This is a genomic window from Cupriavidus sp. BIC8F, assembly GCF_032465815.1.
In the GTDB taxonomy this organism is placed as follows: domain Bacteria; phylum Pseudomonadota; class Gammaproteobacteria; order Burkholderiales; family Burkholderiaceae; genus Cupriavidus; species Cupriavidus necator.
Genome location: NZ_CP136095.1, coordinates 2,826,520 through 2,850,784 on the forward strand (window position 1 = coordinate 2,826,520; position 24,265 = coordinate 2,850,784).

Annotated in this window: 24 protein-coding genes and 3 pseudogenes; 18 read left to right on the forward strand and 9 right to left on the reverse strand. The window is 62.5% G+C overall.

What is annotated here, in order from left to right; all coding sequences use genetic code 11:
- Positions 1–272 precede the first annotated feature (272 nt).
- From RS901_RS33160 to RS901_RS33175, 4 genes and pseudogenes are all read left to right on the forward strand, one after another.
- The gene (locus RS901_RS33160) at positions 273–707 is read left to right on the forward strand and encodes a universal stress protein (protein ID WP_316154891.1); all 435 of its coding nucleotides are present in this window, start codon (positions 273–275) and stop codon (positions 705–707) included.
- A gap of 22 nt (positions 708–729) precedes the next feature.
- On the forward strand, positions 730–1,200 hold the full coding sequence (locus RS901_RS33165) for a cupin domain-containing protein (RefSeq protein WP_316154892.1): 471 nt from the start codon (positions 730–732) through the stop codon (positions 1,198–1,200).
- A 599-nt stretch (positions 1,201–1,799) separates the two neighbouring features.
- Complete coding sequence (locus RS901_RS33170) at positions 1,800–2,069, forward strand: hypothetical protein (RefSeq protein ID WP_316154893.1); 270 nt, start codon at positions 1,800–1,802, stop codon at positions 2,067–2,069.
- A 133-nt stretch (positions 2,070–2,202) separates the two neighbouring features.
- A pseudogene (locus tag RS901_RS33175) lies at positions 2,203–2,560 on the forward strand (DUF2252 family protein); the annotation flags it as partial.
- A gap of 205 nt (positions 2,561–2,765) precedes the next feature.
- On the opposite strand, the gene RS901_RS33180 reads toward RS901_RS33175, so the two are convergent.
- The 3 genes and pseudogenes from RS901_RS33180 to RS901_RS33190 all read right to left on the reverse strand — a co-directional run.
- The gene (locus tag RS901_RS33180; protein ID WP_316154894.1) at positions 2,766–3,302 is read right to left on the reverse strand and encodes a GNAT family N-acetyltransferase; all 537 of its coding nucleotides are present in this window, start codon (positions 3,300–3,302) and stop codon (positions 2,766–2,768) included.
- 299 nt (positions 3,303–3,601) lie between these two features.
- Positions 3,602–3,921: pseudogene (locus RS901_RS33185) on the reverse strand (phosphate acetyltransferase); the annotation flags it as partial.
- A gap of 16 nt (positions 3,922–3,937) precedes the next feature.
- Positions 3,938–4,359 (reverse strand): annotated as a pseudogene (locus RS901_RS33190) (DUF3141 domain-containing protein); the annotation flags it as partial.
- A 37-nt stretch (positions 4,360–4,396) separates the two neighbouring features.
- Between RS901_RS33190 and RS901_RS33195 the strand changes: the two are divergent.
- Complete coding sequence (locus tag RS901_RS33195; RefSeq protein WP_316157346.1) at positions 4,397–4,855, forward strand: GSU2403 family nucleotidyltransferase fold protein; 459 nt, start codon at positions 4,397–4,399, stop codon at positions 4,853–4,855.
- 246 nt (positions 4,856–5,101) lie between these two features.
- Here RS901_RS33195 and RS901_RS33200 read toward each other — a convergent pair whose 3' ends face one another.
- Both RS901_RS33200 and RS901_RS33205 read right to left on the reverse strand, forming a co-directional pair.
- Complete coding sequence (locus RS901_RS33200) at positions 5,102–5,335, reverse strand: hypothetical protein (protein ID WP_316154895.1); 234 nt, start codon at positions 5,333–5,335, stop codon at positions 5,102–5,104.
- A gap of 154 nt (positions 5,336–5,489) precedes the next feature.
- On the reverse strand, positions 5,490–6,356 hold the full coding sequence (locus tag RS901_RS33205) for a LysR substrate-binding domain-containing protein (protein WP_316154896.1): 867 nt from the start codon (positions 6,354–6,356) through the stop codon (positions 5,490–5,492).
- 125 nt (positions 6,357–6,481) lie between these two features.
- On the opposite strand from RS901_RS33205, the gene RS901_RS33210 reads away from it, so the two are divergent.
- The 4 genes from RS901_RS33210 (at position 6,482) to metC (ending at position 11,096) form a co-directional block, all read left to right on the forward strand.
- Entirely contained in the window at positions 6,482–7,069 is a 588-nt protein-coding gene (locus tag RS901_RS33210; protein WP_316154897.1) for a cysteine dioxygenase family protein, read from the forward strand.
- 101 nt (positions 7,070–7,170) lie between these two features.
- Positions 7,171–8,784 carry a rhodanese-like domain-containing protein gene (locus RS901_RS33215; protein WP_316154898.1) on the forward strand — a complete coding sequence of 538 codons (1,614 nt, stop codon included), beginning with the start codon at positions 7,171–7,173 and terminating at the stop codon, positions 8,782–8,784.
- Between the two features lie 46 nt (positions 8,785–8,830).
- Positions 8,831–9,826 carry a tripartite tricarboxylate transporter substrate binding protein gene (locus tag RS901_RS33220; RefSeq protein WP_316154899.1) on the forward strand — a complete coding sequence of 332 codons (996 nt, stop codon included), beginning with the start codon at positions 8,831–8,833 and terminating at the stop codon, positions 9,824–9,826.
- Between the two features lie 55 nt (positions 9,827–9,881).
- Positions 9,882–11,096 carry a cystathionine beta-lyase gene (metC, locus tag RS901_RS33225; protein WP_316154900.1) on the forward strand — a complete coding sequence of 405 codons (1,215 nt, stop codon included), beginning with the start codon at positions 9,882–9,884 and terminating at the stop codon, positions 11,094–11,096.
- Between the two features lie 642 nt (positions 11,097–11,738).
- Here the strand turns inward: metC and RS901_RS33235 are convergent.
- The gene (locus RS901_RS33235) at positions 11,739–12,680 is read right to left on the reverse strand and encodes a LysR family transcriptional regulator (RefSeq protein WP_316154901.1); all 942 of its coding nucleotides are present in this window, start codon (positions 12,678–12,680) and stop codon (positions 11,739–11,741) included.
- Positions 12,681–12,879: 199 nt separating this feature from the next.
- Here RS901_RS33235 and RS901_RS33240 point away from each other — a divergent pair, with 199 nt between their 5' ends.
- The 6 genes from RS901_RS33240 (at position 12,880) to RS901_RS33265 (ending at position 17,520) form a co-directional block, all read left to right on the forward strand.
- Complete coding sequence (locus RS901_RS33240) at positions 12,880–14,499, forward strand: ABC transporter substrate-binding protein (protein WP_316154902.1); 1,620 nt, start codon at positions 12,880–12,882, stop codon at positions 14,497–14,499.
- Between the two features lie 107 nt (positions 14,500–14,606).
- Positions 14,607–15,308 (forward strand): HAD-IA family hydrolase, encoded by a 702-nt coding sequence (locus RS901_RS33245; protein ID WP_316154903.1) that lies wholly within the window; start codon positions 14,607–14,609, stop codon positions 15,306–15,308.
- A gap of 64 nt (positions 15,309–15,372) precedes the next feature.
- Positions 15,373–15,723: a cupin domain-containing protein gene (locus tag RS901_RS33250; protein WP_316154904.1), complete on the forward strand. Its 351-nt coding sequence runs from the start codon at positions 15,373–15,375 to the stop codon at positions 15,721–15,723.
- 171 nt (positions 15,724–15,894) lie between these two features.
- A complete protein-coding gene (locus RS901_RS33255; RefSeq protein ID WP_316154905.1) occupies positions 15,895–16,386 on the forward strand; it encodes an AraC family transcriptional regulator in 492 nt (163 codons plus the stop codon).
- Positions 16,387–16,400: 14 nt separating this feature from the next.
- Positions 16,401–17,099: an HAD-IA family hydrolase gene (locus RS901_RS33260; protein ID WP_316157347.1), complete on the forward strand. Its 699-nt coding sequence runs from the start codon at positions 16,401–16,403 to the stop codon at positions 17,097–17,099.
- Positions 17,100–17,169: 70 nt separating this feature from the next.
- Positions 17,170–17,520 (forward strand): cupin domain-containing protein, encoded by a 351-nt coding sequence (locus RS901_RS33265; RefSeq protein WP_316154906.1) that lies wholly within the window; start codon positions 17,170–17,172, stop codon positions 17,518–17,520.
- 48 nt (positions 17,521–17,568) lie between these two features.
- Here RS901_RS33265 and RS901_RS33270 read toward each other — a convergent pair whose 3' ends face one another.
- The 3 genes from RS901_RS33270 to RS901_RS33280 form a co-directional block, all read right to left on the reverse strand.
- Positions 17,569–18,060 (reverse strand): Lrp/AsnC family transcriptional regulator, encoded by a 492-nt coding sequence (locus RS901_RS33270; protein ID WP_316154908.1) that lies wholly within the window; start codon positions 18,058–18,060, stop codon positions 17,569–17,571.
- Between the two features lie 74 nt (positions 18,061–18,134).
- Positions 18,135–19,070, reverse strand: coding sequence for a glyoxylate/hydroxypyruvate reductase A (locus tag RS901_RS33275; protein ID WP_316154909.1), 936 nt, complete (start codon positions 19,068–19,070; stop codon positions 18,135–18,137).
- A 4-nt stretch (positions 19,071–19,074) separates the two neighbouring features.
- A complete protein-coding gene (locus RS901_RS33280; RefSeq protein WP_316154910.1) occupies positions 19,075–19,953 on the reverse strand; it encodes a GNAT family N-acetyltransferase in 879 nt (292 codons plus the stop codon).
- A 348-nt stretch (positions 19,954–20,301) separates the two neighbouring features.
- On the opposite strand from RS901_RS33280, the gene RS901_RS33285 reads away from it, so the two are divergent.
- The 3 genes from RS901_RS33285 to RS901_RS33295 are packed head-to-tail and all read left to right on the forward strand — an operon-like array spanning position 20,302 to position 24,245.
- The gene (locus RS901_RS33285; RefSeq protein WP_316154911.1) at positions 20,302–21,594 is read left to right on the forward strand and encodes an FAD-binding oxidoreductase; all 1,293 of its coding nucleotides are present in this window, start codon (positions 20,302–20,304) and stop codon (positions 21,592–21,594) included.
- Between the two features lie 52 nt (positions 21,595–21,646).
- On the forward strand, positions 21,647–23,266 hold the full coding sequence (locus RS901_RS33290; protein WP_316154912.1) for an ABC transporter substrate-binding protein: 1,620 nt from the start codon (positions 21,647–21,649) through the stop codon (positions 23,264–23,266).
- 22 nt (positions 23,267–23,288) lie between these two features.
- Positions 23,289–24,245, forward strand: a complete 957-nt coding sequence (locus RS901_RS33295; protein WP_316154913.1) for an ABC transporter permease — start codon at positions 23,289–23,291, stop codon at positions 24,243–24,245.
- The last annotated feature ends 20 nt before the right edge of the window (positions 24,246–24,265 follow it).

The window sequence follows — 24,265 nt, forward strand, 5'->3', positions numbered from 1 at the left end:
CTGCTCTTTATGGGCGCGGATCAACGGTATTTCTTGCTGGCGACCGTAGCGGTCGAGACGTGACGCCTGACAATCAGAGAGCATCTCGCGCGTGGGTAATGACAGGCATCGTCATGGCACAACGGGCAGACATGGCAGCGGCCGGCGCTGTCAGTTGACGTGCTGGGCTAGCCACCTAAACTTGAATTGATCAGAAGCTTAGAACTGGCAGCTTCCATGCCAACACCACTTCACTTGAAGTGAGGCATCTGTCAGTGCACTAGGAGGGCAAGATGTTCAAGCATCTTCTGGTAGCGGTCGATGGGTCTCCATTGGCCGAAGCGGCCTTTACCAAGGCTGTGGAAATCGCTAGCGAGACCAATGCCGAGATCACCGTAGTCCGAGCTTGCCCGGACTATCACGTGTTTTCCTCCGCCGAGACGCTCAGTGATTCTCATGAAGAGTACACAAGAGGGGCCAAGGAGGAAGCGCAGAAATACCTTGAAAGCCTCCAGCACCGGGCCAGCAGCGTGGGCCTGCGCTGCAGCACGACCTACGTTGTCGATGATCACCCCTACGATGCCATCATTCGTACGGCCGAAGGCGAGAAGTGCGATCTTATTGTGATGGCATCTCACGGGCGACGAGGCGTGAAGGGGTTGCTAATCGGTAGTGAGACGCAAAAAGTTCTGACGCATAGCAAGATCCCGGTGCTGGTCTATCGGTAGCAACCCCGGCTGGAGCGATGAAATGCGTTCTGAGTCAAAGCCAAATTGGCGCGATCACGGAGTCAAGATCATTCCTGGCTCCCAACTCGATCTCAATACACCTCAAACGCCTGGCATGACGAGAGCGGCCGCAATCACACATGCGCGGGCGGGGGCTAGCAAACTTTGGGCAGGCACGGTCACCATTGATGCCAATGCCAAAACGGGAGCTCACCATCATGGCGAATTGGAAAGCGTCATATACGTTGTGAGCGGCCGGGCACGTATGCGATGGGGTGTAAATCTGGAGTTTGTCGCAGAGGCAGGGCCTGGCGATTTCATCTACGTTCCGCCATTCGTACCTCATCAAGAGATCAATGCGAGCAAAACCGAGGTTCTCAGTTGCGTGGTGGTCCGCAGCGGTCAAGATCCAATTGTCATTAACCTGGATATCAAACCCGCCGAGCCACCGGAAGAAGTCTATTGGGTCGATCCCATTCATCCGCATCCGTGAGTCCGACATGGGTATGAGCGGTTGGGGGGCGGGAGGACCGCAAGCAGGTAACGCTGCTCGAGTAGCTCGAACGGCTCCTTCTTCCCGGCCGTTTTAGTCATCTGGCAAACAGCGCGTAAACGGCAGAGAAGGCCGAGCACCCGCCAGCCAACGTGACCGACTGGACGGCCGTAGTACCTTGGAGGCTGCCATTGAAGTAGCGCGGCCGCAGCGGCCGCAGTGGGTGGCGGATTCAACCGGTCGATGCCAGCGTAGCGGATATCGGGTTCGATCAGGCGCTTCCCGGCCATCAAGCGACGTCCCCGCAGAAGACCGCGCGGACGCTCAAACGTCACGCATGGCCAAACAGCGGACGCTTGACGCGCGCCGCAACTGACGTGGGATCGTTTGCCACTCACGAACCATTGCCACCCTTTGGGGAACGGCTTGCGCATGGGAATTTGTTCTCGGCGACACTCATTCGTGCCATCATCGGCTGCGGGCAAGGGACGCTTTCTTTTGTCGGAGGAGGCTTCTTCAGTCTGGCTCTCTATGAGCATGCGAAGGCGGCGTTGTGCGACAACTGACCGCCGTTTCTTCCCAGCACGGAGGAGGTGAAAATGGTCGAATCAAGAAATGGACTTTGGAGGCGGACGGGCGCAATGCTGGCCGCATCCGGACTCCTGGCGCTATCGGGGGCTGCCCTGGCCACCAACCAGTCGCAACAGCGCCAACAAGGCAGGGACGCAAACCAGGCTGCCAAACAGGAAGCGCGCACGGGCAAGGTCGACTGCCGAGCTGCAAACCAGAAAAGCAACTCCCAGTGCCGGCAAGACAAGCGCGACACGAAGCAGGAGGGCCGCCAGGAAAAACGGGACATCAAGTACTAGCGCGGCCGATGCTGGCCGCCGAAACGATGCTACGTATTCGTGCGGCCGCTTTCTGGCGCGGCCCTGTTCATGCGCAACCGGCCAACTACGGCCTCTCGACTGCGCTCTCAAGCCGACATTCGAATGTCGGCTTTTCGAATGGGACCTGAAGCGGCTGGCGGCCAGCATCGTCATCGCGGCGGAGCACCTCGCACTGCCGAAGAGCGACGCCGCCCGCGTGGTGACGAACGCCGTGCGCGAATACCGCGAACGGATGTACAACTACGGCTGGATGCGCGCGCTCGACGTCTGGTACGACCGCATCGACCTGCGGAAGTATGAGGAGCGCTCTGGCGAGCCCGACATCATCGCGGCGGCGCGTAAGCGGCTGGCGGAGCGCATCGAGGCGGAGCGGCACAAGTCCGCGCCCGAGCAGCTGTATCCCAAGCTTGTCTCGGCGGAGGGGGAGACGCCGCGCATCAAGGATGATGCCGCCGCTAATCTTCCATCCGCGGTCCAGCCACTGGTATTGAAGCGCCAGCGTGATTGCCTTGTAATCGCCTCCTGCGCGGGTTATCAATCCCCTGGACGCGCCCAGCTTGGCAGACCAGCCACGGACGATCGGTACCGATAGCGTGATGCCGTAACGTGAGTTTTCCTGCCGATCGGCATTAGTCACGCCGTTCACCGACCTGACCCAGCCGGTTGTCCACTGTCTTACAGCGCAAGGGTCACCACGCGCAGCGTGGCATCGTCGGGACACGGTACCTCGGCAAATCCCAAACGTCTAGCCAATCGCCGCATCGCGGTATTCGAGGACAAAACATAGCCTTCCATGCATCGATAACCGCGGCGGCGAGCGATGTCAATCAAAGCGCTCAGCAGTCGGCTGGCAAGGCCAATCCCATGCCAGTCATCGACTACCGTCACGGCAAACTCGCAAACATCGTTGCCCGGCGCCGCGGCGTAGCGCGCGCCACCCACAATAGAGGAGCCCTTCTCTTTCGTGGCAAGCGCCACCAAGGCAAACTCGCGTTCCGCGGACGGGTGCGTCGCCTGCTCAAGCATCGCTTCCGGTAACTGTCGCATGGCGGCCATGAATCTGGCGTAACGCGCATCGGCGGAAAGTTTGCTGAATGCCGCCATCAGGCCGACCTTGTCGTCTTCGGCAATCTCCCGAACCAAGACTTCCCGTCCATCGCGCAGGACCACGGTGAACGGCACGAATGTTGTCACATCGGGCTTGTTTTGCATGGCAACGGAGTCGTAAGAAGAAGGCGAGTTCGACGCACTGAGCCCGCAGCCTTTCATATTAGGCGGTCTAGCGGAATCCGCCGGTACCAGAGGTAGGCCGTTGCACACAACATCGCCGACAACGCCGCCAAATATTGTACCCAGGCCGAGTGGCATCTTGTGATAACGAATTGGAAGGCCAGGCGGCTCGCTCGGCTCTTCGCGTCGAACATCATCGTCGCCCAATTTGGCGCGGGGTTTCCGCTCCGAGCGCCTAGAATGCTGAGTGAGCCGAGGCTCACAGAAGGTCGGCCAGCAGGTCTGGCGGTGCGCAGACCGCTGTTTCGCCCTTGACCACGGCTCCCATCAGCTCATCGGTATGCAGGCCGCCCTTAATGAGGGCCTCGGCCTTGCTTTCGCGCACCAGTTGCACGGCGGCAACTGCGGCCGCATGGCTGTGCTCGGCATCGACAATCGGGTACTCCCGAATGTCAATGCCGGCTGCACGGGCGGCGTCCTCGATGCGGGAACGTGGCCCGACCAGGATCGGTGCGATCAGGCCCAGCCGGGCGGCCTCTATGGCGCCTTCCAGCGAAGACTGGTCGCACGGATGCGCCACCGCCGTCGGCGTGAGCGGCATGGTCTTACAGTAATGCAGCGCGCGCTTCCTTGATGAACTGTTGCTCGGCCTCACACACGTCGAGCAGGGTCTGTCCCGGCTCGGGATCGCGGAAGAAGATGACGAAATACACGGGATGGCCGGCACGCGGCGCCACGCCGACCTGCGAGTCGTCCTTGAAGCCGCCGATGCCCGGGCCATGGCCTGCGCGCGGATCGATAATGACGTATGGGCGGCGGCTATCATCGATCCCACGCCGTCTGGCGGCGTGATCTTCAACAGCGCATAGTTGACGGGCCGTTCGAACTGGCGCCCATCCAAAACGGTCTCGTAGCCAAAATGCAGGACCGGCTTGAGTCCCTGCATGGTGCTTTCGACAAAATTGTTACCCCATTGCCGGAGCGTGTCCCAGAACAGGATGGCACGCTGCATGCTGTCGATGGCACAGGCATAGCCGCTGCAGGAACGCGCCCTCGCAACTCGCGACGTCGATCTTCTGTGGGATACGCGCAAACACCTCCAGTTTGCTTCCCGAATGAAGAACCTGGATCTCTCCATGCTTGATGTTCTACGCAAGGTAGATAGCACGTTCGAGATTCGGGATGATCAACTTTTTACGGCAGTGAACGCAAAGGGCTTCGAGGTGGACATCCTGCGTCGCGAGGCTGCCGATCTTGACCCCCACCCACTCCAACTGACCGACGATGAAGACGACCTCTGGGCAGTCCAGGCGCGACGCGCAAATGTTCTGTTGGGGGCACCTTCATTCTCTGCGCCCATCGTGTCCGTGACCGGAAGGATGGCGCGGATGACGACGATCAGTCCAGCCGCGTTCGTCGACTTCAAGCGCTGGATGGCGTCGACCGCAGAGCGCGATCCGCTCAAGATTTCTCGCGACAGGCTGCAGGCATCGATCGTGGAAGAACTGGCCAACCGCTTCCGGCTCGGTGTTTAGCGAGCCTGCTTTGCTGATGGGTTTTAACGGATTGCAAACGCCACCGCCGTTCTCATAGAACTGCGCAGTGATCTACGGCTGCAGCCATCCGAATTGGTGCCCCGCCGGCGTGCGCGACGCGCTGGTCAACGTTGATGCCTGTGTCGCCTGGTTGGCCCAAGCACAGGCTTCAGACTCGACTCAATAGCCAGGCCGATAGCAAGTCAGGAGCGCGCCTCCGCGCCGGACCCGCATGTTGTTGCATGCCTACTCTTCAATCCGGACTTTCCGTTCCTTAGCCGCATTCTTGTCCATCTTGGCCGCATGCACCGCTGCTTGTTCGAGCAACGCTGCGTGCGCCTTCGGCACGACCAGCATCGTCAAACCCAGTCCTTCCATCACGCGCAGCGCGTGCTCCAGATTGACGCCCTTGCCGTTCTCCAGCTTGGACAGCATACCGACGGAAACCCCGCAATGATTAGCAGCCTGGTCAATGGGCATCCCTTCTCCTGCCCGGGTTGCTCGAAGGCGGTCGAGAATGAACCTCCGCACCCTCAAGGTAACCTTTCATATATCCATCCGAGATCTTCTTCGTTTGCCACCGGCGCCTATCACGTTACGATGGCGCCTTCTAAAGAACGCTTCGCGGGGACGGTCAAGCGCTGACCAGTCCGCGCTGCAGCGCCGTTTTGAGCATCGAAAAGACATGTCGCGCCACCGGATTGACCGCATTGGGCCGCGCCCACAGGTAGTACGTGACATCGGGCAGGCGCGGCAGGCCATCGTTCTCGCCAAGGACGCGCATGTCCGAAGTCAGCAGGTCGATGCTGCGCGCGGTGATACCCAGCCCGCCACGCAGGGCCGCCTTGATGCCGATCAGGCTCGGCGCCAGATAGGCGATGCGCCACGGCACGCCGGCCTGCGTCAGTGCTTCCAGCGACAACTTGCGGAACAAGCTCGGCTCGTCGGCCAGGATCAGTGGCACCGGTGCGCCGCGCTCGTAGATAAAGTCTGCCGCGCAGACCCAGATGGTGGGCGTGGTGCGCAGCACGATGCCGTCCAGCGTGGCATCCTCGCGCGTGGAGACGGTCAGGTCGATCTCGCCGCGGCGCAGTGCTTCCATCAGGAACGGACTGCGGCCGACATGGATCTCCAGCCGCAGCGCCGGCGAGGTCCGGGCAATATGCGAGAGCAATAGCGGCAGGATGGTATCCGCCACATCGTGCGGCGCGCCGATCCGCACCGACCCCGTCAGGTCCCCTTCACGCAGCACGCGCAGGGCCTCGTCGTTGAGCGCCAGCAACTGGCGCGCATACTCGACCAGCTTCTTGCCGTGCCGCGTCAGCTGCTTGGCGCGACCGTGCCGCTCGAACAGCGTCAGGCCCAACTGCTCCTCCAGCCGCTGCATCTGCTGCGTCACAGCCGACTGGGTACGCTGCACCATGTCAGCCGCGGCGCCGAACGTCTCATGGTCCGCAATCGCGACCAGAGTGCGGAGCAAGTCCAGATCCAGGTTACGCATTCATTAGATTTGCTAATGGATTTTCGTGGGGCATTAAGTGGTTTTCAGGGCGGGTGTTCATTACAGTGAAACCAGAGGCACCCTTTTACCCGTCAAAAACAGAGATTGCAAGGATCGACCACACCATGTCCATCGCACAAGAACGCCAGGCAGCAGTAGGAGACACCATCCAATACATTAGGAACCTCGTAGCGAAAGACGGTGTCACCCGCGCTGCACTCGCCGATGTCCTGAGCAAGGTGGAAGACCTGGCGGCCCGCGCCGAACTGTGGAACGACGCCGATTACCCGCCGCCGGAGGCCGGCGAGCGCCAGGCGCGCTACCTGATTGCCGAGGACGCCGACCAGACCTACGCGCTGTACCTGAACGTCATGCGCCCCGGCAAGCGCATTCCCCCGCACAACCACACCACTTGGGCCTGCGTGGCTGGCGTAAGCGGCATCGAGGTCAACGACGTCTACGTGCGCACGGACGATGGCAGCCAGCCAGGCGTGGGCACGCTGGAACACTCGCACACCGTGGAAGTCGGCCCGCGCCGCGGCATTGCCCTGCTGCCCGACGACATCCACTCCGTGGAAATCCGTGGCGACGATGTCATCCGTCACCTGCATATGTACGGCCGATCGCTGGAAACGCTGACCGAGCGCCTGGCGTTCGACCTGGAGACCGGGCGCTGCCAGGTCATGAACGTGGGCGTACAGACGCGCCGCTGACCCCCGCCTGAGCCGGGCGGCCCGACGCCGCCTCCCCCTGAAAAATTGCCGCCGAATACCTCCCCGCACCGGGAGGACGGCCTCCTATTGCCCGAATTTCCATGACCAACCCTTCCTACACCGCCATCGACGCCGTCACGCTGAAAGGCTGGCTGCACGATGCCGGCGAGATTGCACTGTTCGATGTGCGCGAGCACGGCCAGTACGGCGAAGGCCATCCGTTCTACGCCGTGCCGCTGCCGTACAGCCGGCTCGAGCTCGACGTTGGCCGCCTGGCGCCCCGCACCGATACGCGGATCGTGCTGGCCGATGAGGGCGATGGCGTCGCGCCCGCTGCGGCCACCGCCCTGGCCCGTCTGGGCTACACACAGCTGTTCGTGCTCGATGGCGGCATGCCCGCGTGGCGGGCGGCCGGCTTCACGCTGTTTGCCGGCGTCAACCTGCCGTCCAAGACGTTCGGCGAACTCGCCGAGCATCACTACAACACGCCGCGCGTCTCCGCCGCTGAACTTGCGGCCATGCTGGCCAGCCCAGTCGCGCCAGTAGTGCTGGATGGACGCCCCGCCAGCGAATTCCGCAAGATGAATATTCCGGGCGCGATTTGCTGCCCGAACGGCGAACTGGCCTATCGCCTGCGCGACCTGGTACCCGATACCGGGACGCCGATCGTCATCAACTGCGCGGGCCGCACCCGCAGCATCATCGGCGCGCAGTCGCTGATCAATTTCGGCGTGGCCAATCCCGTCTATGCGCTCGAGAACGGCACGCAAGGCTGGTACCTGAACGATTTCCGGCTTGAGCACGGCGGCACAGCACGTTACCCGGACAACGTCTCGCCGCGCGGTCTCGAGGCCGCACGCGGCGCCGCGCAGGCGCTGGCCGTGCGCTTCGACGTGCCCCACATTGCCCCGGCACAGGCCGCGGCCTGGCTGGCCGATCGCACCCGCACCACCTTCCTGTGCGATGTGCGCACTGCCGAGGAATTTGCCGAGCAAACGCTGCCCGGTGCGCAGCACACGCCCGGCGGCCAACTGATGCAGGCCACGGACCAGTACGTCGGCGTGCGCCGCGCGCGGCTGGTGCTGTTCGACGCCGACGGCGTGCGCGCGCCCGTCGTGGCCAGCTGGCTGCGGCAGATGGGCCATGACTCCGTGGTGCTCGAAGGCGGCCTGCAGGCCGGCTTGTCCGCGGGCGTGAAGGTAGCCACCGGCCCGCAGGCCGAAGCCCCGGCCCTATCCACCGTCACCGCCGAGCAACTGGCGGCCGGCCTGCGCGACCAGTCGATGCTTGCGCTCGACCTGCGCGGCAGCATGGCCTTCCGCGCCGGGCATCTCGCCGGCAGCCGCTGGTCGATCCGTCCGCGCCTGGCACAGGACCTGGCCGGCGTTCCCCATGACACCACCCTCGTGCTGGTCAGCGACGGCGATGCCGACGATCCCGCCGGACTCGCCGCCGGCAGCCTGCAGGCGCTGGGCTTTGGCGACGTACGCCGGCTGCATGGTGGATTCGCCGCGTGGCAAGCAGAAGGCCACGCCGTGGCCGAAGGCGCCGACACGCTGCCCGACGCGCGCTGCATCGATTTCCTGTTCTTCGTGCACGACCGCCACGACGGCAACAAGGCGGCGGCACGGCAATACCTGGCCTGGGAAACCGGCCTGGTCGCCCAGCTCGATGCCCAGGAGCTGGCGACGTTCCGCTTCCCGCCCGCAGCCTGATCCGAGTCCTCCATCACCCTGCCCACAATAGAACGAGGTCGCCCCCATGTCACGCATTCCGCAGTTCCTGGCCGCAGCACTCTCCCTTGCCACGCTCGGCGCAGCCGGCGCCGCCCCCGCGCAGCCGCTGGCGACGGTGAACGGTTTTCCGTCGCAGCCGCTGCGGATCGTCTCGCCATTCCCGGCCGGCGGCGGCAATGACGCCGTAACGCGCATCGTGGCCACGCGCTTGCCGCAGGTGCTGGGCCAGAGCGCGGTGACGGACAACCGCGGCGGCGCCGGCGGCAACATCGGTACGCGCTTCGTGGCCGACGCCAAGGCCGACGGTTACACGGTGCTGACCTCGCAGGTCTCGGTGATGGCGGTCAACCCGACGTTGTACCGCGCGCCGGGCTTCGACCCCGTCAAGCAGTTCGTGCCGGTCACGCAAATCAATGCCGCGCCGCTGGCCATCGTGGTATCGGCCAACGCCCCGTGGAAGACCTTTGCCGAACTGGCCACGCAGGCCAAGGCGCAGCCGCAGAAGGTCACCTATGCGACACCGGGCAACGGCACGCTGTCGCACCTGGTCGGCGTGGTGCTGGACAAGGACAGCAGCGTGTCGCTCCAGCACGTCCCGTACAAGGGCGCGGGCCCCGCCATCAATGACCTGCTCGGCGGACAGGTGGATGTGCTGATCACGTCGACGTCGTCCGTGGCGGGCTTCATCCAGTCGGGTCGCATGCGTGCCCTGGCCGTGACCAGCCCGCGCCGGCTGGGCGTGTTCGCCAACGTGCCCACGCTGGAAGAGCTCGGCTATCGCAATGCGCGCTTTGAAGACTGGTACGGCTTCTTCGTGCCGGCAGGCACGGCCCCGGAGCGGGTGGCGCTGCTGAACCGCGCCATCGTGCAGGTCTTGCAGATGCCCGAGGTGGTCAGGCAGATCAACGAGGCAGGCAGCGACGTGGTGGCCAGCAGCCCCGATGCCTTCGCCACCCAGCTCAGGCAGGACATCTCGCGATGGTCCCAGATCGTAAAGTTGTCCGGCGCCCACGTCGACTGAGCACGGCACGGTCCTTGCGGTCACTACACACCAACGCAGCCTCCACAGGTCAGATATGACGCATTCGCTCCCTACCCGCCTGGCGCACGCCGGCCGCACGCACGGCGTGCCAGGCGGCCAGCCGGTGAACCCGCCAGTGGTGCGCGCCAGCACCGTGTTATTCGACTCCGTGGCCCAGCAGCGCGAGATGCGTGCGCGCCGCGACAGCGAACGGCTGTTCACATATGGCGCGCGCGGCAACCCCACCAGCTTCGCGCTCGAAGACATGGTGACGACGCTGGAAGGCGGCTACCGCACGCGCCTGTTTCCCACTGGCCTGGCTGCGGCGGCGATGACCCTGCTTGCCTACGTGCGTCCGGGCGAGCACGTGCTGCTGCCCGACTGCGTGTACGAGCCCGTGCGCAACCTGGCCAATGGTTTCCTGCGCCAGCACGGCATCGCCGCCGATTTCTACGCGGCCGACGGCTCGGACCTGGCCGCGCGGCTGCGTCCCGAGACGCGGCTCGTATACGTGGAAGCGCCGGGCTCGCTCGCCTATGAAATGTGCGACCTGCCTGCCATCGCGGCACTGGCGCACGCACACGGTGCACTGGTGGCGGCGGACAACACCTGGGGTTCGGGGCTATTGTACCGGCCACTGGAACTGGGCGCCGACATCTCGCTGATGGCCGCCACGAAATACCTGAGCGGCCATTCGGACGTGATGATGGGCACGGTATGCACCACCGAAGCTGTGTGGCAGCAACTCTCCAGCGTGGCCGACGCCTTCGGCATGACGGTCAGCCCCGATGACGCTTACCTGGTGCAGCGCGGGATCCGTTCACTGGGCGCCCGCCTCGCGCAGCATCAGCAAGGGGCCATCGCCGTGGCCAACTGGCTGCGCGAACGGGCCGAAGTGGCACAGGTGTTCTGTCCCGCGCTGCCGGACGATCCGCATCACGCGCTCTGGCGGCGCGACTGCCACGGCACCAACGGCCTGCTGTCGTTCACCTTGCGCACGCCGGCACCGGTGGCCGCCGAGCGTTTCGTCGACAGCCTGCAGCTGTTCGGCATCGGCGCATCGTGGGGCGGCTTCGAAAGCCTGGCCGTGCTGGCCGACATGCGCCGCGCGCGCAGCGTCACCGACTGGTCCGGCCATGGCACGGTGATCCGCCTGCATATCGGGCTGGAAGGCGTGGCCGATCTGCTGGCCGATCTCGAACAGGCCTTCGCCGCCATTGCCCAACTCGACACGAACGAACAGGAGCCTGTCCCTGTTCAACATCCGTGACGTGACTGGCTCCGCCAAAAGAAAGACCTTGCGCGCACCGGCAGACAGCTGCCTATAGGCTCGATGGGCTCTAGCTGATACTTCAATACGCAGCTCATGTGCTCGACCCCAGCCGGACCGAACGGAGGGAAACGGCATTTCCCATCACCGGTCCGGAGTCCTGCAGATGCCGAAAAGCCGCAAAAAAACTCAGCTCGTCGAGGAGACTCTAAAGTCAAGGACCAATTCGGTCTGAACAGTACACGGGAGGGCGTGAAAGGACGTGTCAGCGCGGGCCTCATCAACCTGAGACTTCGCCGGAAGCGTGCGTGGCGCGATTCGCACATGACCGTCCGGCACGTGGATCTGCAGTATGTCAGAGATAATTTTTGGCATTCGTCGATCTCGACGACGAGCGGCTACTTGCACAGCGAGGAGGATGCTCGCCTTGAAGCCACGCAGGCGCGGCATCGAATCGGATGGAGCAGCAACCGATCCCTTACCTGATGGATTCTCCACCCGCTTTTGGCCACTCCCGGGTTTGAATCCGAATTGGTCGTCGCGCGTGTTTCGCACGGAATTGCGATACAAAAAAGCTGGCACTTCTAGCGGGCTTCGCGTGCTTCCAAAGCCCTCGTCGCATACCGACCGTACCAACGATCTCTACCCTCGTCCCGACGCCAGATTTAGCAGCTCCATTTCCGGATACATCCGGTCGATCTCCTCTAGATCCCTGAAGGTTTCCTCGATGATCCAGTCACGGAGTTTTGCCACTGTCGGTCGCGGCGTGCCACTGGACTGCTGGACCAGATAGCAGCGCCGCTCTGTGACATGTGTTTGCCCGATTGCGGGCACTAGTGTACCCAGCCGCATCCAGTGCGTGACGACATTGAGCCAGCCCGGTGCGATGCCCTGGCCCAGCATCGCAGTCTGGATGACGATCGAATAGTCTGAGAAGTTCAGGCTGTACAGATCGAGCTCCCGCTGGCGCAGCCCTGGAAACAGATTCGGCCAGTCTCTGAAGCTGTCGGTCAGGTTGATGATGATGTCGCTGCCATGCACCGGCTTGTCGCGATAGCCTGGCGTGCAGACCGGCAGGATGATTTCTGGCATCAGCAGCGCACCCGCTTCGGGCGTCTCGTTGCCGGTAAAAAAGCGGATACCCAGGTCCACATCGTGCATCGGACCGCCCACCTTGCCGGAGATTAGCTGGAAGCGCAGGTCGACATTGGGAAAGTCCCGCCGCAGTTTTTCCATGCGCGGCATCATCCAGTGCGTCGTGAACGCGGTCGACACTGACAGGGTGATTGTCTCCATGCCCGTCGCCCGCGCCTCGATCTCGCTGATTGACGCCTCGATGGTATTGAACCCGGCGGTAATGGCTTGATGCAGCATGCGGCCGTCATCGGTCAGCTCAACGCCGCCGCGCACCCGGTTGAACAAGCGCACGCCCATGCGCTCCTCCATGCGGGCCAGCATGCGGCTCACCGCGGGCTGGCTGACATACAGCTCCGCAGCCGCCTTGGTGAGGCTCCCGCAACGCCCGGCGGCCTCGAAGACGAACAGTGCATTGGCGCTAGGCAACTTGCGACGGAAATTGGCCATAACCTCAGATTATGCTTGACCCAACAATTGGGAAGTTGCTCGCGAGCACCCCGTTTTTCTAAACTTTGGGCATGTCACGGGGATTTCTACAGTAAGCGGGCTGTCTGGACGCCACCCGAACGGAATTGTCCTGCGCCCGATCCTATTACATAGACGCAGTCTTGTCATACGCGACGACGCCACCAAGGAACCTTCTGCCATGAACAACCGCACACAGCTCGACAACCTAATCGGCCCAGCGGAAAGCACGCGCATCCTGGACGGACTGCGGCGGGGCTTTACGCGCCGTGACGTGCTCGCCATGTTTGCGGCCGGGGGCATGCAGGCAGCGCTGGCCGGAAGCCTGGCTGGCATGGCGGTTTCGGCGCATGCACAGACTCCGCGCCGCGGCGGCCGGATTCGGGTGGCCGGCGACAATGCTGGTGCGGGCGATACGCTGGACCCGGCCAGGCAGTCGAACAAGGTTGACTATTGTCGGTGCAACATGCTGTACAACGGCCTGACGTCGCTTGACGCAACCCTCGCACCCCAGCCGGCGCTGGCCGAATCGTTCACATCGAGGGATGCGAAGACCTGGATCTTCACGCTGCGCAAGGGCGTGACCTTCCACGACGGCAAGCCGCTGACGCCCGCCGACGTGGCATTCTCCCTGCTGCGCCACAAGGACCCTGCCACCGCTTCCAAGGCCAAAGTGTTGGCCGACCAGATTGACAGCGTTTCGGCCACCGGCCCTAACGAGGTGACTGTGGTGCTGTCCGCGCCAAACGCCGACCTGCCGGTCATTCTGGGAACATTCCACTTCCATATCGTCAAGAGCGGCACCACCGACTTCAACGCGGGCATCGGCACCGGGCCCTTCAAGCTCAAGGAGTTCAAGCCGGGCGTGCGCTCGGTAGTGACGCGCAATGAAAACTACTGGAAGTCCGGCAAGCCGTACCTGGACGAGATCGAGTTCGTCGGCATCGGCGACGAGGCTGCGCGCGTCAATGCGCTACTGTCCGGCGACCTCGACCTCGTCACGACCATCAATCCGCGTTCCGTTGCCCGTATCAAAGGCTCACCGGGCCATACCGTGTTTGTCACGCAATCGGGCCAGTACACCGACCTGATCATGCGCAAAGACACCGGCCCCGGCACCAACCCGGACTTCGTGATGGGCATGAAGCTGCTGCAGGATCGCGAGCTGATGAAAAAATCCATCGCACTCGGCTATGCACTGACTGGCAACGACCAGCCGATCGATCCGACCAACCGCTTCTATTCTCCGGGGCTGCCGCAACGCCAGTACGACCCCGAGAAGGCCAGGTTCCACCTGAAGAAGGCCAATCTGGGCAGCGCCCCGATTCCGGTGGTGGCCTCGCCGGCGGCCATGTATTCAGTGGATATCGCGCAAGTTCTGCAGCAATCCGCACGGCAGGCCGGCCTGAATCTCGATATCAAGCGCATGCCGGCCGATGGCTTCTGGTCGAATCATTGGCTGCAAAGCCCGGTGGGCTTCGGCTCCATCGTGCCGCGTCCGAACGCGGACACCATCCTCACGCAGTTTTTCAAGTCGGATGCAACCTGGAATGAATCGCGCTGGAAGGATCCAAGGTTCGACCAGTTGCTGTCCGCGGCGCGCGCCGAGACGGATATGGCAAAGCGCAAGCAGATGTACGCCGACATGCAGATGATGATCCACGAGGATTCGGGTATCGGCATTCCGCTGTTCGTCGCCACCATCGATGGCCATAGCAAGAGGCTCAAGGGGCTGTCGCCGATTCCGCTGGGCGGCATGATGGGCTACTCGTTCGCCGAAAACGTCTGGCTCGAAGGCTGAGCCCGCCCGCCGGGTCAACTGGTTTTTCTTTCCGATCCCGGCCGCACGCAGTGCGGCCGGGGGACTCCTTTCGTTTATTCGCTTCATTTCTCCGAGAGAGGCATCTCATGGCACTGCAAGACTTCAAGGTACTTACGTTCGATGTGGTTGGTACGCTGATCGACTTTGAAGGTGGCATGCTCGACTACTTCCGTCGCGTCGTGCCGGACAGCAAGATCACGGACGAGGAATTCCTCGCCGCCTACCGCCGGGCGCGGGCGGAAGACAAGACCATGTGGTACCCCGATGACCTGGAGCGTTGCTGGCACCTGATGGCGCAGAGCCTGGATTTGCCCGATTCCGACGAACTCGCACGAGGGCTGCGCGACTCGGTGGTGCATTGGAAAGCGTTCCCTGATTCCGTAGATGCGCTGAAGCGCCTGCGCAAACATTTCAAGCTCGTAGCGATGACCAACTCGCAGCGCTGGGCGCTGTCGCACTTCGAGAAGACGCTGAACCTTCCGTTCGACGACACCAACACCGCCGACGATGCACTGACAGAAAAGCCCGATCCGCAGTACTTCGCCTATGCCCGCGGCCGCTATGACGCCAAATGGGGCTTCAAGCAGGAGGATAACCTGCACGTGGCCCAGAGCCAGTACCACGACATCGGCGTGGCAAACGCGCTCGGCCTGAAGACCTGCTGGATCGAGCGTCGCCACGCGCAGCCCGGCTTCGGCGGCACCATGGAGGTACCCGAGCTGACCGAGCCGAGCTACCACTTCCATTCGCTGGCGCAGCTCGCCGATGCTGTCGAGGCCAACCAGTAAGTCCCTCCCCCCTGGCCGCTCACCGCGATATCGCGGTGAGCGGCCTTCGTCCGTGCGAAATGCCATGCCCATCACGATCATCCCGAATGCCGCGCAATGCAACGAACTGACCGACGATGGCCCGGTCGGTCGCCCGCTAAGCCAGCCGCCTTGCCGCACCAGCAGCCTGCGAGTCACTCTCGAAGGCGCGGGCGAGAACCGGACCGGCCTGTGGGAATGCACTGCCGGAAACTACGAGCGACAGGTGCCGGAAGCCGAGGTCATGCATATCCTGGCAGGCGCCTGCGTGTTCACGCCGACCGGCGGCGAGCCGATGCGCATCAAGGCGGGTGACACCCTGTTCTTCCCGGCCAATACCGCCGGCACGTGGGAGATCCAGGAGCCCATGCGCAAGGTCTTCGTGATCCTGAAGTAATGGGCGCGGGAAATGCGGGCGGACGCTCGTCCAATGCTGCGATCGACGCGACGTCTCAGTCTGTCGCCTTCGAGACTACGTCCATACGCGCTGATCCGCTTCGGAACCGTCTGAACGAGCCATTGCGGGGCACAGTCCCAGGTGCCCCATAATTCACAACACGATCTGCTTTTGCCCACGCCCATTTCGCAATTCAATGCGGAAAGGCGCAGCAACATCAGCGAGAAGCGCGGCGCGGTTACTCGTATGCTGATGGTCATGAAAGCCACAGCATACGCCCCGCAAACAGCTGTAGATATCCTGCCCACTCACGCAAACTATCCGCGTGTGGCAGCGGCGCTGACGTACATTCACCAGCATCTGGACGAGCGCCTGAAGCTGGAGCAGCTGGCAAGGCTTTGCCAGCTCAGCGTCAGCCGCTTCGTCACGCTGTTTCGTCAGGCGCTCGGGATGCCGCCGCATCGATATATCAGCGGCGCCCGGCTGGAACGTGCGCGCGCCATGCTCAAACGGGGTTGCTCCCCGGCGGACACGGCCCAGGCGTGCGGCTTCTACGATCAAAGCCATCTCGCACTCTGCCTGAAGAATGCCTGCGGGCTTACCCCGCGGCAATTGCAGAGCGCGGGTGGCGCTTCGCTTCCTGCCTCCGTCCCCATTCATTGAAGAGCGAGTTCACCATGAGTCTGAAAGATTTCAAAGTCCTGACCTTCGACGTTGTCGGCACCCTGATCGACTTCGAGCGCGGCATGCTCAACTATCTGCGTAGCGTAGCGCCGGATTCCAAGCTCGGTGACGAGGACTTCCTGGCTGCCTACAGGCAAGCCCGCAAGAGTCCCGACACGACCTGGTACCCGGACGACCTCGAGCGCTGCTGGAAGGTCATCGCCCCCGGCCTGGGCCTGCCCGCGACCGATGAGATCGCAAAGGGCTTCCGCGACTCTGTCGCCCACTGGCCCGCATTCCCGGATTCCGTCGAAGCGTTGAAACGCCTGCGCAAGCATTTCAAGCTGGTCACGATGACCAACGCGCAAACCTGGGCGCTGCGCCACTTCGCAGAAACGCTTGGCAATCCGTTCGACATGGAATTGAGCTGCGATGATGCCATGTGCGAGAAGCCTGACGCCCGCTACTTTGCCTATGCGCGGGGCCGCTACGAAGGCGCCTGGGGCTACAAGCAGGCGGATAACCTGCACGTCGCACAGAGCCAGTATCACGACATCGGCATCTCAAAAGAACTCGGCATCACGACCTGCTGGATCGAGCGCCGGCATGCACAAACGGGATCCGGTGGCACGATCGAATCCGCACACACCACGCCGGACTACCACTTCCACTCGCTGGCCGAGTTGGCTGACGCCGTCGAAGCCGGCAAGTAAGCCCACTTGTGATGTTGCACGCCCAGCCTGTCAGGTCTGGGCGCTTTCCTCCGCCTTTTGAAGCTTCCCTATGTCGATCGTCGTTATTTCAAATTCTGCCCAGGCCAACGGCCTAGTAGCCAGCGGCGCGGTCGCGCGCCCCCTGAGCCAGCCTGCCTGCGAAACCACATCGTTGGAGGTTCCAATGGAGGGCGCTGGGGCCAATCGCAGCGGCCTCTGGGAATGCACGCCAGGTCGCTTCGAACGGCAACTGGCCAATGCAGAAGTCATGCATATTCTGAGCGGCGCTTGCACATTCACGCCTGCCGGCGAGGCGCCGCAAGAGATTCGTGCTGGAGATACTCTCTTTTTTCCCGCCAACACTGTGGGTGTATGGGATATCCGCGAAACCCTTCGCAAAGTCTATGTGGCAATGGGCTAAGTGATCTTCCAGGGGCTTACGCCCCTGGAGTCGGGCACGCCATCCCATTCACGTCGACGGGAACAGACGCTCGATCGGATAATGGGTCTTGATGAATGGAGACTTGATAACGATAAAGCTGAAATATTTCTCGATTCCGATATTGCTTTCCAGCAGGTTTTCCATTATCTCCTGATAATGGTTCACACCCCGCGTGATGAACTTGAGCAGATAATCGTACCCACCGCTCACCAGATGGCATTCGACAATCTCGTCGATATTTGCCACGGCCTTTTCGAAGTGCACAAAATCCTCCCGGTGATGGTCTTCCAGAGTGATCTCGGTGAAAACCGTCAGGATGTCGCCCAGCTTGTCCATCCTGATCTGCGCACTGTACCCACCGATATAGCCAGCCTGTTCGAGGCGCTTGACGCGAATCAGGCAGGGGCTGGCAGACAAGCCTACAGCCTCCGCCAGGTCCACGTTGGTCATACGACCGTTCTTCTGGAGTTGGGCCAGAATACGAAGGTCCAGACGGTCGAGTTTTACGGGGGTTACCATTTTTCCTAACGACAGAAGTGTGTGCCCAGCATTTTCTCCGTCCGCCACGGAGTACGCAACAGGCACTATCCCGGTCAGTATCCCTTTGCGCGATCGACCAGCCCTACCATGGGTTGGCCTTCTTTCATGCGCCGCAAGTTATCGAGCACCACTCGCGCAGCAGTGTCCGGGCGGGTCATGCTTGCCACATGAGGCGTGATCCAGACTTGGGGGTGATGCCATAGCGAAGCGTCAGGCGGCAGTGGTTCCGGATCGGTGACGTCAAGGATGGCGTCACCTACCACGCCATCATCGAGCGCCGTCATGAGCGCCGCGGCATCAAGATGCTGCCCGCGTCCGACGTGAACCAGCTTTGCGCCACGAGGCAGCTTCGAGAACAGCGAGCCATTGAGAATGCCGCGTGTTTCCTCCGTGAGCGGCAAGAGGCAAACAAGAATGTCGGTGCGCGCAAGGAACTCGTCAAGAACCGGCCATCCGCAGAATGTCTGCACCCCGTCCAGCCGATGCGCCGAACGCGCCCAGCCCGCGCAATCGAAGCCGAACGAAGCGAGCCTGCCCAATACCGCTTGCCCAAGCGACCCAAGGCCAAGCACACCTACGCGGCAGGACTCTGCGGAACGAACCTGCAGCGGTCTCCAGTTGCCCTGCGCCTGCTGGCGCCTGTACGCCGGCAAGTCGCGATGCAAGGCAAGCACTGAAAGCGTGACATATTCAACCATCCCCTCGACGATGCCAGGCTCGATCATGCGCACCAGTGGCACATGGTCAGGCAGCCTGTTCAGGTCGAACTGATCGATGCCCGCACCAGTGGAAAACAACACGCGCAGATTCGGAAAGACTGCCAGGTCATCCGGCGGCTCCCACGCGGCCAGGTACTCCACCTCACTTGGATCTCCGATGTCAGGCCACACGCGAAAGCGCACGTGCGGGGCTTCCCGCTCAAACACTTCGGCCCACGTCTGCCCTCGAATGGGATCTGCCTTGTAGAGGAAGGTGACCTCGTCTCGCATACTCCTACCCCAAAGTTTCGTCCGCCAACACGACGCAGCGGCACTGTGGCTGACGTTCCTTGAGGCCGCCTTTGACCATGACGGCCGTATGGCCCGTCTGCTCCAGCCCGAGCGTAACGATCCAGTCGCGCAAGTCCGGAGCGTTCATGACATCCAACCGCAGGAACCGCCCATCGGCCATGGCCGCCAGATGTGCAATCAATGCCTTGGCCGTTACAGTGCATGGCGCAATCACTGGGCCGATCACGGCACCTCGTCCGAACCGACGCATTAACGCGAAGCCTTGAGCGCCGTCCGGGTGGTCCAGCACCACGGTAGCCAGCGCGTTGGGCTGCCATGACTGCAGCATGTTCTTCCGCGTCATTCCGGTGGCAGCGGTATCCAGTTGTGTCAGCAGGGGCAGGTCTTTGCGACCCGCTGGCCGCAAACGGTAGCCATCCGGCAAGGCTACCAGCGGCGGCAACGCTGCACGCCCTTCAAGCCGTGCAATATCACCCACATGGACAAAGCCCAGACGAGTCGCCCAGTCTGGTACAGGGGGCGTCACCTGCATGCGTACGGAGTGATGCTCGAGCCCCGTACAGAGCGCGTTCATAAGCTGCTTGCTGAAGCCATGCCCTCGCCAGAAGGGATGCACAGAAATCAGGCCCAATGACGCCTCGTCGGCTCCCCAGAGCCAGCGCATGCCCATGCCAACAGTGGCCTCGCCTGCCTGGATAACAAAGCCCTGGCCGATTTCAAAGAGTGCCGTCAAATCACGCAGTCTGTGTGGCCATCCGGCCAGTTCCAGGAGTTGGAGAGCATCTGACAGATCGCTCTCCACCATCGGCCGAATTCGAAAGGCGTTGCCAGCAGGTTGTGCGTAAGTGTTTGCCGATTCCATTATTTCCACGACGCAACGGGATTCTGTCGGACGCTCATGATGCGTCGAAGCAGATCGCGGTGATAGGAAAAAATGCTTGCCCGGCGAAGACGCACCAGCGCGGTGCGTTCCGCGGGTAATCCCTGATTTTTTTGCGGTGCACATGCACGTCCCGCGTGCCCGTGGCAGGCAATGCCGAATGGCCCGTCAGAAACCGCAGTATTCGCTGTGGCGGCGATAAATACCCCATAAACTCATCAGGCATGCATGCTTCAATTTCAGCGTGATGACGCAACTCGCACGCAGCGCAACGCCAGCACACTTTGACAGCAAGCCAGGCAGCGCCAGCGGCTCCAAACCACGACTGAAATGAAGCTCGATAGCTATTGGAAGGAAGGTGTACCAGAGTTCGCCGGATCGGCTGACCCATTGCCGGCAACGGCAGATGTCGTCGTCGTGGGCGGTGGCTTCTGCGGCCTGTCGGCGGCGCTGAGCCTGGCACGACGAGGCGCGCGCGTCATTGTCCTCGAAGCAGGCGACAGGCCGGCCGGGGAAGCGTCCGGTCGCAACGGCGGACATGTCAACAATGGCCTTGCTGTTGACTACGCCACGCTGGCGGCACGCGTCGGCGCCGATCGCGCTCGTGCCTGGTATCACGCCTATGACGCCGCGGTCGATACGGTGGAATCAATCGTGCGTGAGGAAAACATCGCTTGCGATTTTGTGCGCCGTGGCAAACTGAAGCTCGCCTCCCGGCCTGCGCACATGGACGCATTGTCGCGCAGCTGCGAACGCCTGCACCGCGATGGTGTCGATACTGACGTAGAGCTCCTGGACGCCGCACTGGTACACGCCGAGGTTGCGAGCGACCGATATCACGGTGGCCTGCTCTACAAGAAAAGCGGCCAGATGCACATGGGCCGCTTTGCCGTCGGCCTTGCCAGCGCCGCTGTGCGCCATGGCGCTGCCATCCACTTCAATACGCCGGTGGAACGGCTGACACGCGTTGGCAATGGACACGCGTACGGCGTCCACACGCCGCGCGGTACCGTACAGGCCGACCAGGTACTGCTCGCCACCGGAGCCAGCCGCCACGGAAGCTATGGCAGCTTCGGCTGGCTGCGTCGCCGCATTGTTCCCATCGGCAGCTTCATCATTGCCACCGCCCCATTGGGCAAAGAGCGCGCCCAAGCGCTGCTGGCTGGCCAGCGCACGTACGTGACGACCGCTAACGTCCACCACTACTTCCGCCTCTCACCGGACTACCGCCTGATTTTTGGTGGCCGTGCGCGCTTCGCTGTGTCGAGCCCGCAATCGGACGCGCGCAGCGGCACCATCCTTCGAGCCGGCATGCTTGAAGCGTTTCCGCAACTCTCTGACGTTGCAATTGACTACTGCTGGGGCGGGCTGGTGGACATGACCCAGGATCGCCTGCCGCATGCCGGTGAGCGCGACGGCCTGTACTACGCCATGGGGTTCAGCGGGCACGGCACACAGATGTCAGTGCACATGGGCCAGTGCATGGCACGGGTGATGGCCGGCGAAGCCGCAGCTAACCCGTGGCGCGGGCGCGACTGGCCTGCCATCCCAGGCCACGTTGGCCCGCCGTGGTTCCTGCCTGCCGTCGGCCTCTATTTCAAGATGAAGGACGCAGTGTCCTGACGCTACGAGACCCCTTTCGAACAACGCTCCGCCCCCTCAAGGATCTATCGCCATGTTTGACAAGAAGCCGCTGGAAGACTTCGTCGGTCCCACCGAATCGTCCCACATCATGCATGCCCTGCAACGCGGCGCCACACGGCGCGACATTCTCAAGCTGCTGGCCGCAGGCGGCATGCAGGCGGCCCTGGCGGGATCGCTGGCGGGCGTCGCGGTGTCGGCACACGCCCAGACGCCTCGTCGCGGCGGACGCATTCGCGTAGCGGGCGATAACGCCTCCGCGGCAGATACTCTCGATCCGGCCAAGCAGTCGAACAAGACTGACTACTGTCGCGGAACGATGCTCTACAACTGCCTGACCGAACTCGACTCGACGCTTGCGCCACAGCCAGCCCTTGCCGCCTCGTTTGCCACACAGGACGCGGCCACCTGGGTATTCAAGCTGCGCAAGGACGTGACGTTCCACGATGGCAAAGCCCTGACCCCGGCCGACGTGGTGTTCTCCCTGATGCGTCACAAGGATCCCGCAACGGGCTCCAAGGCAAAGTCGCTGGCCGAGCAGATCAAGAGCGTTACGGCCTCGGGCCCCAACGAAGTGACGGTCGTATTGACGGCCCCGAATGCTGACTTCCCGGTCATCGTTGGCACCTTCCACTTCCATATCGTCCGTGCCGGCACGACTGACTTCAACCAGGGCATCGGTACCGGTCCGTTCAAGCTCAAGGAATTCAAGCCGGGGGTGCGCTCGGTAGTGGTCCGCAACGAAAACTACTGGAAGCCCGGCAAGCCGTATCTCGACGAAATCGAGTTCGTCGGAATCGGCGACGAAGGCGCTCGCGTGAACGCGCTGCTCTCCGGTGATCTTGATCTTGTTGCGTCGATCAATCCACGCTCGGCAGCTCGCGTCAAAGGCTCTCCCAATGCCGATATTTTCGTCACGCAGTCCGGTCAGTACACGGATCTGATCATGCGACGCGACACCGGTCCCGGCACCAATCCTGACTTCGTGCAGGGCATGAAGCTGCTTCTTGACCGCGAACTGATGAAGAAGAGCATTGCGATGGGTTATGCCGTGATTGGCAACGACCAGCCGATCGATCCTACCAACCGCTTCTACGCCTCGGGCCTGCCGCAAACGAAGTTCGATCCGGAGAAGGCGAAGTTCCACCTCAAGAAGGCCAACATCGGCAGCACGCCGATCCCTGTCGTGGCGTCGCCGGCCGCCCTGTACTCCGTCGACATGGCGCAGATCCTGCAGCAGAGCGCCCGCGCCGCGGGCCTGAACCTTGAAATCAAGCGCATGCCGGCCGACGGCTACTGGTCCAATCACTGGCTCAACAGCCCCGTCGGCTTCGGCAACGTAAACCCGCGCGCCAGCGCAGACACGTTGTTCACCCAGTTCTTCAAATCGGATGCAACCTGGAACGAGTCGCGCTACAAGGATCCGAAGTTCGACGCCTTGCTGCTGCAGGCACGTGCCGAGACCGATGTGGCGAAGCGCAAGCAGGTCTATGCAGACATGCAGGCAATGGTTCGCCAGGACGCCGGCATCGGCATCCCGCTGTTCGTCGCCTCAGTCGACGGCTACAACAAGCGCCTGAAGGGCCTGGCGCCCGTGCCGCTCGGTGGACTGATGGGCTATTCGTTCGCCGAACACGTCTGGCTGGCGGCTTGATCAGAAGGGTGTAGGAGGCATCGTGAATTTGTTCATTTTGCGCTTGTTGGCACGCCGCCTCGGCATGGCCGTGCTTTCGCTGCTGGCGGTTTCCGTGATCGTCTTTGCCATCACCGCGGTGTTGCCTGGTGACGCCGCTCAGGAACAACTTGGCCAGGACGCCACGCCTGAAGCACTGGCCGCGCTTCGGGCACAGATGGGCCTGGATGTGCCGGCCCCCGTACGCTACGTGAAGTGGCTGGGCGGAATGCTGCAAGGAACGGCCGGCACGTCCCTGGTGACCGGGATGGCGGTAACCGAGACCATTGGCGGCCGCCTTCCTCATTCGTTGCTGCTGGCGGGGCTGACGGCGCTGATCTCGGTGCCCGTTGCCCTGGGCCTAGGGATTCTCGCCGCCGTCTATCGCGGGACGTGGTTTGATCGCGCAGTAAGTATCGGCTCGGTCGCCGTCGTATCGATCCCGGAATTCCTTGTCGCGACCCTTGCAGTACTGCTGTTTGCGGTCCAGTTGCGTTGGCTGCCCGCCCTTGCCTATGTCAGCGAAGGCGACTCGTGGCAAACGCTCCTGCGTTCAATGGCGATGCCGGTGTTAAGCCTGTGCTGCGTGATCGTGGCGCAGATGCTGCGCATGACCCGCGCTGCGGTGATCGACCAGCTCAACGCCCCGTATGTGGAGATGGTGCGTCTGAAGGGCGCCTCACCATCGCGGATGGTGCTGTTCCATGCGTTGCCCAACGCGATTGGCCCGATCGCCAATGCCGTCGCACTTAGCCTGTCCTACCTGCTCGGTGGCGTCATCATCGTCGAGACCATCTTCAACTATCCCGGCATCGCCAAGCTCATGGTCGACAGCGTGTCGCAGCGCGACATGCCAGTCGTCCAGGTGTGCGCCATGATCTTCTGCGTGGCTTACCTGCTTCTTGTCACGCTAGCCGACGTCTGCGGCATCGTGGCCAATCCGCGCCTGCGCCATCGCTGACGCGCCATTGGATTATTAAC